The organism is Bradyrhizobium sp. (assembly GCF_016219575.1).
GTDB lineage: Bacteria > Pseudomonadota > Alphaproteobacteria > Rhizobiales > Xanthobacteraceae > Bradyrhizobium.
In genome coordinates this window covers 1-15,927 of sequence record NZ_JACRMG010000022.1, presented here as the reverse complement: position 1 = coordinate 15,927, position 15,927 = coordinate 1, and the positions used below count along the sequence as shown (strand labels likewise).

Annotated in this window: 12 protein-coding genes; 7 read left to right on the top strand and 5 right to left on the bottom strand. The window is 64.8% G+C overall.

Annotation, left to right across the window (positions count from 1 at the left end; translation table 11 throughout):
* Window positions 1–8: 8 nt before the first annotated feature.
* From HZB49_RS18140 to HZB49_RS18125, 4 genes are all read left to right on the top strand, one after another.
* Window positions 9–959 (top strand): sugar kinase, encoded by a 951-nt coding sequence (locus tag HZB49_RS18140; protein WP_291613804.1) that lies wholly within the window; start codon window positions 9–11, stop codon window positions 957–959.
* Between the two features lie 80 nt (window positions 960–1,039).
* Window positions 1,040–1,546, top strand: coding sequence for an Lrp/AsnC family transcriptional regulator (locus HZB49_RS18135; RefSeq protein WP_291613802.1), 507 nt, complete (start codon window positions 1,040–1,042; stop codon window positions 1,544–1,546).
* A gap of 131 nt (window positions 1,547–1,677) precedes the next feature.
* A complete protein-coding gene (locus HZB49_RS18130) occupies window positions 1,678–2,010 on the top strand; it encodes a hypothetical protein (protein ID WP_291613800.1) in 333 nt (110 codons plus the stop codon).
* Window positions 2,011–2,020: 10 nt separating this feature from the next.
* Complete coding sequence (locus HZB49_RS18125; protein WP_291613798.1) at window positions 2,021–3,490, top strand: methyl-accepting chemotaxis protein; 1,470 nt, start codon at window positions 2,021–2,023, stop codon at window positions 3,488–3,490.
* Between the two features lie 220 nt (window positions 3,491–3,710).
* On the opposite strand, the gene HZB49_RS18120 is transcribed toward HZB49_RS18125, so the two are convergent.
* From HZB49_RS18120 to HZB49_RS18105, 4 genes are all read right to left on the bottom strand, one after another.
* Window positions 3,711–5,210 (bottom strand): phosphomannomutase/phosphoglucomutase, encoded by a 1,500-nt coding sequence (locus HZB49_RS18120; RefSeq protein WP_291613796.1) that lies wholly within the window; start codon window positions 5,208–5,210, stop codon window positions 3,711–3,713.
* A gap of 122 nt (window positions 5,211–5,332) precedes the next feature.
* Window positions 5,333–5,851 carry a TIGR02281 family clan AA aspartic protease gene (locus HZB49_RS18115; protein WP_291613795.1) on the bottom strand — a complete coding sequence of 173 codons (519 nt, stop codon included), beginning with the start codon at window positions 5,849–5,851 and terminating at the stop codon, window positions 5,333–5,335.
* A 127-nt stretch (window positions 5,852–5,978) separates the two neighbouring features.
* Complete coding sequence (gene hrpB / locus HZB49_RS18110; protein WP_291613794.1) at window positions 5,979–8,453, bottom strand: ATP-dependent helicase HrpB; 2,475 nt, start codon at window positions 8,451–8,453, stop codon at window positions 5,979–5,981.
* Window positions 8,454–8,577: 124 nt separating this feature from the next.
* Window positions 8,578–9,894, bottom strand: coding sequence for a UDP-glucose/GDP-mannose dehydrogenase family protein (locus HZB49_RS18105; protein ID WP_291613793.1), 1,317 nt, complete (start codon window positions 9,892–9,894; stop codon window positions 8,578–8,580).
* Window positions 9,895–10,062: 168 nt separating this feature from the next.
* Here HZB49_RS18105 and HZB49_RS18100 point away from each other — a divergent pair, with 168 nt between their 5' ends.
* A complete protein-coding gene (locus tag HZB49_RS18100) occupies window positions 10,063–11,121 on the top strand; it encodes an acyltransferase family protein (protein WP_291613792.1) in 1,059 nt (352 codons plus the stop codon).
* A gap of 49 nt (window positions 11,122–11,170) precedes the next feature.
* On the opposite strand, the gene HZB49_RS18095 is transcribed toward HZB49_RS18100, so the two are convergent.
* A complete protein-coding gene (locus HZB49_RS18095) occupies window positions 11,171–11,761 on the bottom strand; it encodes a hypothetical protein (RefSeq protein ID WP_291613790.1) in 591 nt (196 codons plus the stop codon).
* 150 nt (window positions 11,762–11,911) lie between these two features.
* Here HZB49_RS18095 and polA point away from each other — a divergent pair, with 150 nt between their 5' ends.
* Window positions 11,912–14,941: a DNA polymerase I gene (gene polA, locus HZB49_RS18090; RefSeq protein WP_291613788.1), complete on the top strand. Its 3,030-nt coding sequence runs from the start codon at window positions 11,912–11,914 to the stop codon at window positions 14,939–14,941.
* Window positions 14,942–15,033: 92 nt separating this feature from the next.
* Window positions 15,034–15,666: a LysE family translocator gene (locus tag HZB49_RS18085; protein WP_291613786.1), complete on the top strand. Its 633-nt coding sequence runs from the start codon at window positions 15,034–15,036 to the stop codon at window positions 15,664–15,666.
* The last annotated feature ends 261 nt before the right edge of the window (window positions 15,667–15,927 follow it).

Here is a 15,927-nt window from a genome sequence, read left to right as displayed (position 1 = left end):
ATTCACGCATGAACTTTCAGGACAGGGCGCCGAAGATACCGCCGCGTATCCTCTGCATCGGCATGCCGGTGCGCGATCTCACCTTCAACACGCCTGGCGTTCCCGCGCGCGGTTCCAAGGAAAATGCGACGGGCTTCGTCGAAATCTGCGGCGGCAACGCGCTCAATGCCGCGATCGGCATCGTGCGGCTGGGCGGCCGCGCCTCGATCTGCGGGCCGATGGGGGATGCGAAGGAAACCTCGAGCCGCTTCATCTTCGAGCAGATGGCGCATGAGGGCATCGAGACCAAGCATCTCATCCACATGCCGGGTCTGGTGACGCCGATCTCGGCCGTGATGATCGATCCCACGGGCGAGCGCACCATCGTCACCTTCCGCGATCCGAAATTGTGGCATGTGAAATTGCCCGATTTCGATACGCTGCTGGACGATTGCCAGGCCATCCTCACCGAAAGCCGCTGCGCCGAGTTCTGCACCGACCTCTGCGCGGAAGCGGTCCGGCGTGGCATTCCCGTCATCGTCGACGTCGACCGCGCGATGTCGTTGCGCGAGGGCCTGCTCAACGCCTCGACGCATCTGGTGTTCTCCAGCGAACCGCTGCAGGAGACAGCCGATGTCAGCGACGACGGCCAGGCGCTGCACAAGATCGCCAGGCTGACAAAATCCTTCCTCGCCGGCACGCGCGGGCCGCGGGGCACGATCTGGCTCGATGAGCACGGCCAGTTGCAGGAGACCCCTGCCTTCCCGGTCCACACCGTGGACACGCTGGGCGCAGGCGACGTGTTCCATGGCGCCTTTGCGCTGGCCATCACCGAGGGCCAGGAACTGCGCGAGGCGCTCCGATTCGCCTCCGCCGCAGCAGCCTTGAAATGCACGCGCTTCGGCGGCGCTTTTGCCGCCCCGCAACGTGCTGAAGTCACGGCACTTTTGGGCCAGGGCCAGTCCGCCCGCCCGGTCTGACCGCGGCCATGGCGGGCCTTGCGTGAGAAGAATTTTCTCTATATGAGGGTTACAGCCCCTTTGTATGGAACTTTATTCTCATGACTGACCTCGCTACCGCCGTTCCCTTGCATGAGCCGAATCGGCGGCTCGATGCCATCGACCGCAAGATACTGACCGTGCTGCAGGAGGACGCCTCGCTATCCGTTGCCGAGATCGGCGACCGGGTCGGCCTGTCCTCGACCCCCTGCTGGAAGCGTATCCAGCGGCTGGAGGCCGATGGCGTGATCCTGCGGCGGGTGGCGCTGGTGGACCAGAACAAGATCGGGCTCGGAATTTCCGTCTTCGTCTCGGTCGAGAGCTCCGACCATTCGGAAGCCTGGCTGCGCAAGTTTGCCGATGCCGTCAGCGCCATGCCGGAAGTGATGGAATTCTACCGCATGGCCGGCGACGTCGACTACATGCTGCGCGTCGTGGTCGCGGACATGCCGAGCTACGACGTGTTCTACAAGAAGCTGATCAGCGCCGTGCCGCTGAAGAACGTCACCTCGCGTTTTGCGATGGAGAAGATCAAGTCGGTCACCGCGCTGCCGGTGCCGGCGGCGTAACCGCGCTTCATATCGCTTTGTGAGCAACGGGCCGCGCCAGCCGCGGCCCGTTTTCGTTGTGCGGTCCGTCAACCATTCATTAACCCCGTCATTTACGTGCAGTTAGTTCCATCCCGCTACTGTCGCGCGCAATGGACGGGAACAAGACCACGCCAGCTTTACGATGGCCCGCCTGGCTGAACGCTGCGGCGCTGCTGGTTGCGAGCTGGGTTGCCATTGCGGCACTCGCGTTTCAGGCCCGTCCAGGCGCCGAGATTGTCGCCGTGGCCTTCCCGCCATGGTGGAGCGCCCAGCAGGTGCTGCTGGCCGCCGCTTCCGCCGATGCAGCAATCGTAAGGACAACCGCCGTGCCCGCCATCCTGGTGGTGCGGCCAAACGACCATGACGGGCTGGTCCGGCTTCGCACCGCCGGTGTCTGGCTTGCCATCGATCCGCAGGCGATTGCCGCCTGCTTCAAGGCTTGAGGGGTTGGAAATGAACATCGAGACCGACGATCTGGCAGTTCTGCGCGAGACCACCAGCAAGACCCTGCTGGCGGTGCTCTGGCTGCATGTTCCGATCGCGATCGCCATCGGGATGGGGCGCGGCGAAGGCTGGATCATGCCGGCGGCAATCATGACCGCGATGGCGATGGCTGCGACCATATCGTGGCGCATGAGCGGCAACGGGCTTTCGACCCGGCTGATCTTTGCCGTCGCACTGATGGGCGGCGTCTCCGTGTTTGCCTACCAGCTCGCGGGGCATGCCTGGCAGATCGACATGCACATGTATTTCTTTGCTGCACTCGCCTGCCTCGTCGCCTATTGCGACTATCGGCCGATCCTCGCCGGTACTGTGGCGGTCGCGCTGCATCATTTGGTGCTGAACTTCGTCCTGCCTGCGGCGATCTATCCCGGCGGCGCCGATTTCGGCCGCGTCGTGCTGCACGCGGTAATCCTGCTGATCGAAGCCGGCGTCCTGAGCTGGCTCGCCTTGACGCTTTCGCATCTGTTCGAAACCACCGCGCAAAAGACCGCGGAGGCAGAAGCGGCGAGTGCGGCCGAAGCGCGCGCCAACGCAGAGCGTGCCGAGGCGGAGAAAAACGCCAAACAGGATCGCGATGCGGCCCGGCGCGAGCTCGCTGCCGGATTCGAACGCAAGATCGGCGGCATCGTCGAGGCTGTTGCGGTCGCTGCAGGCCAGATGCAGCAGCTCTCCTCGTCGATGAGCCACGGCAACGCCGAGACCGCGCGCAAAACGGCCGCCGCGGCCTCCGCTTCAAGCCAGGCCTCGACCAATGTGGGCACGGTTGCGTCCGCCACCGAAGAACTGACGGCATCGATCGGCAGCATCTCGCAGCAGGTGACGCGCTCCGCGGAAATCGCCGGCAAGGCCGCCGACGAGGCGCGCCGCACCAATGCCGTGGTCGAAGGGCTCGCCAGCGGCACGCAAAAGATTGGTGAGGTCGTGACGCTGATCCAGACCATCGCCAGCCAGACCAACCTGCTGGCGCTGAACGCCACCATCGAAGCTGCCCGCGCCGGCGAGCACGGAAGGGGCTTTGCGGTGGTCGCGAGCGAAGTGAAGGCGCTGGCCAACCAGACCGCAAAGGCGACCGAGGAAATCTCGGCGCAAGTGCAGAGCATCCAGAATGCCACCGGCGACGCGGTGGCCGCGATCCAGGCGATCGGCGCCACCATCGCCGAGATCGACGGCATCTCCAGCGAGATCGCCGCTGCCGTCGATCAGCAGGGCGCGGCAACGCGCGAGATCGCCGGCAGCGTGCAGCAGGCCGCCGACGGCACCCGCGAGGTCAACAGCAACATCATGAGCGTAAGCCAGGCGTCCGAGGAGGCCGGCCAGGCAACCGCGAAGCTGCTGGAGGCCGCAAACGGCCTGTCGGCGCAGTCCGGGCGGCTGAAGGCCGAAGTCGACGGCTTCCTCGGCTCGCTCCGCGCGGCTTAAGCGAGCTGCAAGACACACAATGACTGTCATCGCCCGCGCCCCGTCTACGCCAAGGCTTCGCCGCGGTGGGGCAGTTGGGCTCGCTGAAGCCTTAGCGAAGGCGGCAAGCGGGCGATCCAGTATTCCAGAGACACCTGTGATTTAGCCGAGATGCCGCGGCGTACTGGATGCCCCGCTTGAAGCGGGGCATGACAGCGGTGTACTGGACGCGGCCACCCGCTCAAATCTTCTGATTGTACTCGCCGACTTCGGGATGGGTGCGCAGCACCGAATCCATCGCCTCGAACATGTCGCGCATGCGCTGTTCGCTGACGGGGCTTTCCACCACCACCACCAGCTCCGGCTTGTTGGATGAAGCCCGGATCAAGCCCCAGCTCCCGTCCTCGGCGGTGACGCGCACGCCGTTGACGGTGACGAGATCGCGGATCGGCTGGCCCGCCACCTTCTCACCCCTGCTCTGCACAGCCTCGAAATGCTTCACGACCTTGTCGACGATGCCGTACTTGGCTTCGTCCTCGCAATGCGGCGACATGGTCGGCGACGACCAGGTTTTTGGCAGCGCGTTCTTCAGGTCCGCCATCGACTTGCCGGGCGCGCGGTCGAGCATGTCGCAGACCGCAATCGCCGAGACCAGGCCGTCGTCATAACCGCGGCCGAACGGCTTGTTGAAGAAGAAATGGCCGGATTTCTCGAAGCCGGCGAGCGCGCCGAGTTCATGGGTGCGGCGTTTCATGTAGGAATGGCCGGTCTTCCAGTAGGTCGTCCTGGCGCCCTGCTTCTGCAGCACGGGATCCGTCACAAAGAGCCCGGTGGACTTCACATCCACCACGAACTGCGCATCCTTGTGGATTGCCGACATGTCGCGCGCCAGCATGACGCCGACCTTGTCGGCAAAGATCTCCTCGCCGGTATTGTCGACGACGCCGCAGCGGTCGCCGTCGCCGTCGAAGCCGAGGCCTACATCCGCCTTGTGCTGCAGCACCGCGTCGCGGATCGCGTGCAGCATTTCCATGTCTTCCGGGTTCGGATTGTATTTCGGGAAGGTGTAGTCGAGGTTGGTATCGAGCGGGATGACCTCGCAGCCGATCGCCTCCATCACCTGCGGCGCGAACGCGCCGGCGGTGCCGTTACCGCAGGCCACCACGACTTTCAGCTTGCGCTTCAGTTTCGGGCGGTTGGTGAGATCGGCGATGTAGCGCGCCGGAAAGTTCTCGTGGAACTGGTAGGAGCCGCCGACCTTGTTCCTGAACTGCGAGTTGAGCACGATCTCCTTCAGCCGCGTCATCTCGTCGGGACCGAAGGTCAGCGGGCGGTTGGCGCCCATCTTCACGCCGGTCCAGCCGTTGTCGTTGTGCGAAGCCGTCACCATGGCGACGCAGGGCACGTCGAGATCGAACTGCGCAAAATACGCCATCGGCGTCACGCATAGCCCGATGTCATGCACCTTGCAGCCGGAGGCGAGCAGGCCCGAAATCAGCGCATACTTGATCGAGGCGGAATAGCCGCGGAAATCGTGACCGGTGACGATCTCCTGCCTGGCGCCGAGCTCCGATATCAGTACGCCCAGCCCCATGCCGAGCGCCTGGATGCCCATCAAATTGATCTCCTTGCCGAACAGCCAGCGCGCGTCGTATTCGCGAAAGCCGGTCGCCTTCACCATCGGCTCGGATTCATAGGCATAGGTATTGGGAACCAGCGCGGACTTCGGCTTGGGAAACATCAGGAAAGGCCTCGGAAATGGCTGAAGGGACCGTGCAGCCATAGCGAATGCGCGGCCGCAGCGGAAGGCGGGAAGCGGGCTTTTGAGGATTAAATACGGCGCTTTTGAAGGCGGCGGGCCGCCTATTGCTCCAGCACCAGCCGGCCGTTGGTGTACTCAAACCGCTTCAGCCTGGACAGGAAGGACAGGCCGAGCAGGTTTTCCGACAGCGCCGCGTCGGGCAGGACCATGGCTTCTACGTCGCGAACGATCAGGCCGCCGACATCCATCATGGCGATACGCGCGCGGGCGGCCTTCAGCGTGCCGTTGGCCGTGGTGACCGTGGCGTTGTAGTCGCCGCGCGACGGGCGCAGTCCGAAGCGCGCGGCGGATCTCTCGTTCAGCGCGACGACGGAGGCGCCTGTGTCGACCATGAAGTCGATGCGTTGGCCGTCGATACGGGCGTCGGTCTGGAAATGGCCGCGGGCGTCGCGCGCAATCGAAATGCTGCGATTGCCTGCCGGTACCGCAGCGGCTCCAACCGTCGCCTCCTTGCGCGGCGCGTTGGTGTGTGCGGACGCAGGCGTCATCCGGTCCGCCATCTGAGCCATGAAGACGCCGGCGGCGGCAATCGCAGCAGCAGCAAACAGGATGTTACGCATCACGCCACTCACGCAGGTTACGATGACCGCCGATCTGACCATGCCGGCCGCCAAATCGCGACTAACCCGCAAAGCCGAAGGCCGCCATTTTGGCGAAAACGATGAGCGAAGCGTTAACGAATTGTATTCAAGTGCCGCGCGGCTTGACCCGGCGCGTCGGCATCGCGCTGGCGGGATCCTCCGGCCAGGGGTGCCGGGGATAGCGGCCGCGCAGGTCGGAACGCACAGCGGCATAGCTGCCGCGCCAGAAGCCGGGCAGATCGCGCGTCACCTGCACCGGCCGCTGGGCGGGCGACAGCAGTTCCAGCACCAGCGGCACCGCGCCTTTCGCGATTGACGGGTGGGTGTTGAGGCCGAACAATTCCTGCAGCCGTACCGCGATGGTCGGCCCCTGCTCCGCCTCATAGTCGATCGCGAGCATGGTGCCGGTCGGGGCCTCGAAATGGGTCGGCGCCTCGCGCTCCAGCCGGGCGCGCAATTCCCAGGGCAAGAGATTCATCACGGCATCGGAGAGGTCGCCGGCGGAAAATTCCTTGAGCTGCGTCTTGTCGAAGAGCCCGGGCACCAACCAGTCGTCGCTCGTCGCCGCGAGCGCGGCATCGGAGAGATCGGGCCAGCTTTCGCCTTCCGCCTTGCGCAGGAACATCACGCGGTCGCGCCATTGCTTGAGCGCCTTCGTCCAAGGCAGCCTCTCCAGACCGGCAGCAATCAGGCCATCGGCGAAAATCTTCGCAGTCTCCGCCGACGGCGACAGCGACATCGGTGCTTCGGACAGCGTGACCGCATGCAGCGTCCGCTTGCGGCGCGCACGCAGCGCCATGGCGCCGCGATCGAAGGTGACTTCCTCGGCGCTTTCGATCTGGTCGGCGAAATGATGCTCAATCTCGTCCTGCGTGATCGGCGCGGCCAGCAGGATTCGCCCGCTTGCGGCCGTGCCGGTCAGCTCGCCGACGGCGATGTAGGGCGCGCGGGCCAGCGACGAGGTCTGCTCGGCCGCGGCGCCGCGGCCGTTGGCCAGCACAAAGCTGCCATTGCCGCGGTTGCGCGCGACGCGATCGGGGAAGGCAAAGGCGAGCATCACGCCGGTGGAGAGATCGCCGTCATTTCCCGGCTTCTCGGCCGACGCCACCTGCTGCGCCCAGCGGCGCGCGAGATCGCGGGCGCCGGATGCGCGCGGTGAGCGGTCGCGGCGAAACTGATCGAGCCGCGCGTCGAGGTCGGCGCTGTCGCCGCCGAGACCGCGCTCGGTGAGGATGGCGGCGATGTCAGCGGCTTCCCCGCCCGCGCCGAACCGGTTGGAATCCACGATCATGCGCGCCAGCCGCGGCGGCAGCGCCAGCGCGCGCAGGCTCTTGCCCTCCGCGGTGATGCGGCCGTCGGTATCGAGCGCGCCGAGCTCGTGCAACAGGCTCCTTGCTTCCTTCAGCGCGGGCGCCGGCGGCGGATCGAGGAAGGCGAGGTCCGATGGATCGGCCACGCCCCATTGTGCGAGGTCGAGCACCAGCGTGGACAGATCGGCGGAAAGGATTTCCGGCTGGGTATAGGCGGCGAGCGACGCAGTCTGCGGCTCGTCCCACAGGCGATAGCAGACGCCGGGTTCGGTACGGCCGGCGCGGCCGCGGCGTTGATCGACCGCGGCGCGCGAGGCGCGCACGGTTTCCAGCCGCGTGAGACCGATGTCGGGCTCGTAGCGCGGCACCCGCGCCATGCCGGAGTCCACGACGATGCGCACGCCCTCGATGGTCAGCGAGGTCTCGGCAATGGACGTCGCCAGCACGACCTTGCGCGTGCCTTTCGGCGCGGGCGCAATGGCCCGATCCTGCACAGCGGCATCGAGCGCGCCGAACAGCGGCACGATCTCGATGGACGCGTCGTGCACGCGCTCTCTCAGAAAATTCTCGGTTCGGCGGATTTCGGCGGCGCCCGGCAGGAAGGCCAGCACCGAACCGGGATCGGCGCGGAGCGCGCTTGCGATCGCGTCCGCCATCTGCCGCTCCAGCGGCGCATCCGGTTTGCGGCCGAGGTAGCGGGTCTCGACCGGGAAAGCGCGGCCTTCGCTCGCCACGACGGGGGCATCGCCAAGCAGCCTTGCGATCCGTGCGCCGTCGAGCGTTGCCGACATCACGAGGATGCGCAGATCCTCGCGCAGACCGGTCTGCGCATCGCGCGCCAGTGCGAGCCCGAGATCGGCGTCGAGCGAGCGCTCGTGGAACTCGTCGAACAGCACGGCGGCGACATTGTTGAGCTCGGGATCGTCGAGGATCTGCCGCGAGAAGATGCCTTCGGTGACCACCTCGATCCGCGTCGCGCGCGACACTTTTGAGCCGAAGCGGACGCGATAGCCGACGGTTTCGCCGGCACGTTCGCCCAGCGTGTTTGCCATCCGCTCGGCGCTGGCGCGCGCCGCAATGCGCCGTGGCTCCAGCACGATGATCCTCTTGCCCCTGGCCCAGGGCTCATCGAGCAGCGCCAGCGGCACGCGCGTGGTCTTGCCGGCGCCCGGCGGCGCCACCAGCACGGCCGCGTTGCGGCCCGCGAGCGTGCGCGACAGTTCGTCGAGCACGGCATCGATCGGCAGGGGCGTGTCGAAAGTGCGGGTCAAAGCTATATCCACTCGTCATGCCCGGGCTCGACCCGGGCATCCACGTCTTACTTCCTACCTAACAGACAAGACGTGGATGGCCGGGACAAGCCCGGCCATGACGGAATCGTGGGGCTTACTTCCCTCACACCTTCGGTTCGGGCGCGCGGCCGACGCTCTCGTAGACAAAGCCGTGCGCTTCCATGTCGGCGGGACGGTAGATGTTGCGCAAATCGATCACGACCGGCTGCGCCATCTCGGCCTTCAGCCGCTCCAGGTCGAGGGTGCGGTACTGCACCCATTCGGTGACCACGACCATGGCATCGGCGCCCCTGACGCACTCATAGGGATCGTCGAAATATTCGATCTCGGGCAATTCCTTGCGCGCCTGCTCCATGCCGACCGGATCGTGCGCGCGCACTTTCGCGCCCATGTCGAGCAGGCCCGTCACCAGCGGGATCGATGGCGCCTCGCGCATGTCGTCAGTGTCGGGTTTGAAGGTGAGCCCAAGCACGGCGACTTTCTTGCCGCGCAGATTGCCGGCGGCGGTCGCGACCTTGCGCGCCATGGCGCGCTTGCGGTTGTCGTTGACCCCGAGCACCGCCTCGACGATGCGCAGCTGCACGTCATGGTCCTGCGCGATCTTGACCAGCGCGCGGGTATCCTTCGGGAAGCACGAGCCGCCGAAGCCGGGACCGGCATGCAGGAATTTCGAGCCGATGCGGTTGTCGAGGCCAATGCCGCGCGCGACCTCCTGCACGTCGGCGCCGACTTTTTCCGAGAGGTCGGCGATCTCGTTGATGAAGGTGATCTTGGTAGCGAGGAAGGCGTTGGCGGCGTATTTGATCAGCTCCGCCGTGCGTCGCGCCGTGAACATAAGCGGCGCCTGGTTCAGTGACAGCGGCCGATAGATATCGCTCAGCACCTTGCGCGCGCGCTCATCGGACGTGCCGACGACGATGCGATCGGGGAACTTGAAATCGCGGATTGCGGCGCCCTCGCGCAGGAATTCCGGATTGGAGGCGACGACAAAATCGGCCTTCGGATTGGCCTCACGGATGCGCCGCTCGACCTCGTCGCCGGTGCCGACCGGCACGGTCGACTTGGTGACGACCACCGTGAAACCTTCCAGCGCTTCCGCGATCTCGCGGGCGGCGGCATAGACGTAGCTGAGGTCGGCATGGCCGTCGCCGCGCCGCGACGGCGTGCCGACCGCGATGAACACGGCATCGGCCTCGGCGACCGGCGCCTTCAGATCGGTGGTGAAGTCGAGACGCCGGGCCTTCACGTTGGAGGCCACCAGCGCATCCAGCCCCGGCTCGAAGATCGGAATCTCGCCGCGGCGAAGGGCGGCGATCTTGCTTTCGTCCTTGTCCACGCAGGTGACCTGGTGGCCGAAATCGGCAAAGCAGGCGCCGGACACCAGTCCCACATAACCCGTGCCAATCATGGCAATTCGCATGGAAAGAACCTGCTTCTCGATGGTTAACGCGGTCCGGTCTTTAAGAAATTCGGGGCCCCATGGGAAGGGGTAGGTTCCGCAAAAAGCGGCATGTCATTTGTATGAATAAAGGAGAAAGAAACAGATCCGGCCGAAGATGCGCCCTCGCCGCGCCGAAACAGGACAGCAATGACTCCAAACGGCACATCCGAAGCAACCTATCGTCCCGCGGGCCACCGCATCGATTGGGTCGACTATGCCAAGGGCATCTGCATCGTCATGGTCGTGATGATGCATTCGGTGCTGGGGGTGGAGGCAGCCGCCGGCCAGACCGGCTTCATGCATGCGCTGGTGGCGTTCGCGAAACCGTTCCGGATGCCGGATTTCTTCCTGATTTCCGGGCTTTTCCTGTCCGTCGTGATCGACCGCGACTGGCGCACCTATCTCGACCGCAAGGTGGTGCATTTCGCCTACTTCTATCTGCTGTGGGTGACCATCCAGTTCGGCTTCAAGGCGCCGGGCCTGGCCGCCGAGTCGAGCTGGGCGCACGTCGGCTATCTGTATCTGGAATCCTTCATCGAGCCGTTCGGCACGCTGTGGTTCATCTATCTGCTTCCAGTCTTCTTCGTTGTCACAAAACTGACACGTCGAGTGGCGCCGCTCGCGATCTTTGCCGTTGCTGCCTTGCTGGAGAGCGCACACGTCGCGACCGGCTGGACCGTCATTGACGAGTTCTGCGCGCGCTACGTCTATTTCTTTGCCGGCTACTGGCTGGCAGCCTGGGTGTTCGCGCTGTCGGACCGGGCGCGCGGCAATCCGGCGCTCGCAGTCGTCGCGCTAATGCTGTGGGCGCTGATCAATGGCGTGCTGGTCGAGTTCGGTTACAGCGAGCGGCCGCTGATCTCGCTGGCGCTGGGACTGGCCGGTGCCTCCGCCATCATCGTCGTCGGCACTCTGCTCGCACACATGCGCTGGCTCGACTTCCTGCGCTATTGCGGCGAACACTCGATCGTCGTCTATCTTGCCTTCTTCCTGCCGATGGCAACGACGCGAACGCTGCTGCTGAAGACCGGCGCAATCCCGGATATCGGCACCGTCTCGCTGATCGTGACCGTCGCCGGGGTGGCCGGCGCGATCCTGATCTGGCGCGCGGCGCTCGCCGCGCACGCCAACTTCCTGTTCGAACGCCCCGTTGCATTCTGGATCGCGCCGAAAAAGCCGGCCGCAACACTGCAAGCGGCGGAGTAGAACTGCATTCGCGGCCGTCCGCTGCGGCATCGGCGATCGATTCGAGTTATCAGGCCCCCTCGACCTTCACGCCATCCTTCAGCTGCGCGAGCTTGGCACGATACCCCTCCGCATCGCCGAAATCGGCGAAGCCATGATAGTGGGGGTGCGGGCCCAGGACACGGCGGGCATGCTTGATCGGACACCAGTAGATTTCGGTGCGCGACGCCACCTCGCGCATGAACGCGATCGCGCCATTGGCATAGGAGCAGTAGGCGCAATTAATCTTTTCGAGAGCGTTCAGATAGGCAAGGTGGTGGCGGTCGAACACCAGATAGTCGCGGCGGCTCACCTTCGGGATCCCGTAGGCCGGAAAGCAGATGGCCTGATAGGCCATGACGGAGATGTCGAGCAGGACGATCGGAACGATCATCGAATAGATCACCGGCGCCGTCAGCACCACCAGCGGGTTGGCCTCGCGGACATAGCGCGCCAGGCCGACCTTGATTTGCCCGTGCAGCCGCAGCACCTCCTTCTCGAAGACGATCCGGCGATTTTCGAGATGGAAACGCAGCTCTTCCCGCCGCCTCGCCAGTTCGACCTCGATTTCGGCCTGAATCTCGCGCAGCTTCTCCATGAGCGTGTCGAGTTGCGTGGTCATGTCGTTCCTTTCGGTGCACCGCGATCCAAGGGGACACGGAACAGCCGCCGACGCAACCCATCTGGAATTGAACTCCGGAAAGGCAAAAAACCCGGTCACAACCCGCACCCGGAGGCTGTCATTCCGCGCAAAAATCCCTAAGTTTCGGCCATGCCGAAGACAGCCCCCAAAGCCGCCGCAAAACCCGCCGCCAAGGCCGCCCCCAAGCCGGTCGCCGCAAAGTCGCTCGCCAAGGGCGATCATGTGTTCCTGGTGGACGGCTCCTCCTACATTTTTCGCGCCTATCACGCGCTGCCGCCGCTGAACCGCAAGTCCGACGGGCTGCAGGTCAACGCCGTGCTCGGCTTCTGCAACATGCTGTGGAAGCTGCTCCGCGACATGCCGCCCGACAACCGACCGACCCACCTGGCCATCGTGTTCGACAAGTCTGAAGTCACGTTCCGCAACAAGCTCTATCCCGACTACAAGGCGCACCGGCCGCCGGCGCCCGACGACCTGATCCCGCAATTCGGCCTGATCCGCGACGCCGTGCGCGCCTTTGATCTGCCCTGCCTGGAACAAGGCGGCTTCGAGGCCGACGATTTGATCGCGACCTATGCGCGGCAGGCCAGCGAGCGCGGCGCGACCACGACGATCGTGTCGTCCGACAAGGACCTGATGCAGCTCGTGACCGACAAGGTCGTGATGTACGACACCATGAAGGATCGCCGCATCGGTATCCCCGAGGTGATCGAGAAGTTCGGCGTTCCGCCGGAGAAGGTGGTGGAGGTGCAGGCCTTGGCCGGCGATTCCACCGACAACGTGCCCGGCGTGCCCGGCATCGGCGTCAAGACCGCGGCGCAGCTGATTGTCGAATATGGCGACCTCGAGCAGCTGTTATTCCGCGCTACCGAGATCAAGCAGCCGAAGCGGCGCGAGGCGCTGATCGAGAATGCCGACAAGGCGCGCATCTCGCGCAAGCTCGTTCTGCTCGACGACAAGGTCGATCTCGAAGTGCCGCTCGACGATCTCGCCGTGCACGAGCCCGACGCCCGCAAGCTGATTGCGTTCCTGAAGGCGATGGAATTCTCCACCCTCACCCGCCGCGTGGCGGAGTATTCGCAGATCGATCCGGCCGATGTCTCGCCGGATATCGGCAGCAAGGATGGAGCAGCGGCCGCACCCGCCAAGGCCAGGTCCGCCGATACCACGGGTGATCTGTTTCCCGGCGACAAGCCGTTGCCTGCAGCGAAGAAATCCGGCGACAGGCAGGACAAGTCGTCGAGCCCAAAGGGCACGCCGGTCTCGCTCGCGGAAGCACGTGCCGAAGCGGTCAAGAAGATTCCGGTCGACCGCAAGAAATATGAGACCATCCGCAGCCACGATGCGCTCAAGGCCTGGATCGCGCGCGCTGCGGAGGCCGGTCATTTCGTTGTTGATGCGATGTCGGATTCCATCGATCCGATGCAGGCCGAGATTTCCGGCCTTGCTCTGGCGATGGCACCCAACGACGCTGCCTATGTGCCGTTCGGCCACAAACAGTCCGGCGGCGGAGCGGGGCTGTTCGATGCGGGGCTCGCGCCCGACCAGATCAAGGCCGCCGATGCGCTCGCCGCGCTGAAGCCGCTGCTGGAATCCGCCGGCATCCTCAAGCTAGGCTACAACATCAAGTTCACCGCGGTCGTGCTGGCGCAGCATGGCATCACGCTGTGCAATCATGACGACGTGCAGCTGATGTCCTACGCGCTCGACGCCGGACGCAATTCGCACGCGATGGATTCGCTGGCCTCGCGCTGGTTCGACCATGTGGTGATCGACTACGGCGCGCTGGTCGGCAGCGGCAAGGGCAAACTCAGCTTCGATCAGGTCGCGATCGACAGGGCCGCGGAATATTCCGCCGAATATGCCGACATGATCGAGCGCCTCTGGCGCGTGCTGAAGCCGCGCCTCGTCGCCGAGCGCATGAATACGGTCTACGAGACGCTGGAGCGTCCGCTGGTGAGCGTGCTGGCCCGGATGGAGCGACGCGGCATCTCGATCGATCGGCAGGTGCTGTCGCGGCTGTCGGGCGATTTCGCCCAGACCGCGGCGCGGGTGGAAGCGGAAATCCATGAGCTCGCGGGCGAGCCGATCAATGTCGGCAGCCCCAAGCAACTTGGCGATGTCATCTTCGGCAAGATGGGGTTGCCCGGCGGCAGCAAGACCAAGACCGGGGCGTGGTCGACCTCGGCGCAGGTACTCGACGAACTCGCGGAGCAGGGCCACGAATTCCCGAAGAAGATCCTGGAATGGCGCCAGGTCTCCAAGCTTAAATCGACCTATACCGACGCGCTGCCGAATTACGTGCATCCGCAGACCCATCGCGTGCACACGACCTACGCGCTGGCGGCGACCACCACGGGGCGTTTGTCGTCGAACGAGCCGAATCTGCAGAACATCCCGGTTCGCACCGAGGACGGCCGCAAGATCCGCCGCGCCTTCATTGCCGCGCCCGGGCACAAGCTGGTCTCCGCCGACTATTCGCAGATCGAATTGCGCCTGCTGGCCGAGATCGCCGACATTCCGCAGCTGAAGCAGGCGTTCAAGGACGGGCTCGACATTCACGCCATGACGGCCTCGGAAATGTTCGGCGTCCCGATCAAGGACATGCCGGGCGAGGTGCGCCGGCGCGCGAAGGCGATCAACTTCGGAATCATCTACGGCATCTCGGCGTTTGGGCTCGCCAACCAGCTAAGCATCGCGCGCGAGGAAGCATCCGCCTACATCAAGAAGTACTTTGAGCGCTTCCCGGGCATCCGCGACTACATGGACTCGACGAAGGAGTTTTGCCGCAAGCACGGCTATGTCGAGACGCTGTTCGGACGAAAGTGCCATTACCCCGAGATCAAGGCTTCCAACGCCTCGGTCCGCGCCTTCAACGAGCGCGCCGCGATCAACGCGCGGCTCCAGGGCACGGCGGCCGACATCATCCGCCGCGCCATGACCCGCATCGAGGATGCTCTCGCCGAGAAGAAACTGTCGGCGCAGATGCTGCTGCAGGTGCATGACGAGCTGATCTTCGAGGTGCCCGAGAAGGAAGTCGCGGCGACGCTGCCGGTGGTGCAGCACGTCATGCAGGACGCGCCGTTCCCCGCCGTGCTGCTGTCGGTGCCGCTGCAGGTCGACGCGCGCGCGGCGAACAACTGGGACGAGGCGCATTAGCGCATTCGCGCTGACCACGGGCCACGCCTAAAATTGCTCCGAGTGCAATTGGCGCGATGACAGCGCGGGACATCGTGCGCTAGAAAACGCGCATGCCCTCGCATGCCTCTCTCATCGGATTCGCCCTGGTCTCGCTCGGCATCGTGCTGACGCCGGGGCCGAACATGATCTACCTGATCTCGCGCTCGATCACGCAAGGGCCCGCCGCCGGCATCGTCTCGCTCGGCGGCGTCGCGCTCGGCTTCGTGTTCTACATGCTGTGCGCGGCGTTCGGCATCACTGCGCTCCTGTTCGCCGTGCCCTATGCCTATGACGCGCTGCGCCTTGCCGGCGCGGCCTATCTGCTGTGGCTGGCTTGGCAGGCGCTGAAGCCCGGCGGCCGCTCGCCGTTCCAGGTGAGGAGGTTGCAGGTCGACGGTCCGCGCAAATTATTCGCTATGGGCCTGCTCACCAACCTGCTCAATCCAAAGATCGCGATGCTGTATCTGGCGCTGCTGCCGCAGTTCATCGATCCCGCCGCAGGCAGCGTGCTGGTTCAATCGATTGCGCTCGGCTCGATCCAGATCGTCATCAGCGTCAGTGTGAATGCGATGATCGCGCTGGCCGCAGGCTCGATCGCGTTATTCCTCGGCACGCGGCCGGCATGGCTTCTGATCCAGCGCTGGCTGATGGGAACGGTGCTCGCCGGGCTTGCGGTGAAAATGGCGGTGGAGAAGCGGGCTTGATCTTTTCTTCCTTCTCCCCTTGTGGGAGAAGGTGGCGCGCATCGACAGATGCGCGACGGATGAGGGGTCTGTCTCCGCGGATGGAGACCCCTCACCCCGCTTCGCTGCGCGAAGCGACCCTCTCCCACAAGGGGCCTGTTGCGTAATTGGACTTATTGGCCGTGAGAGGGAAGAGGGACGTCTTTCGGATTGGGGCTGAAGGCTAGGTGGCTGTGTTCGGGGTGAAGCTTATGCTGCGATTGTGGCCCATCGGCGCATGTT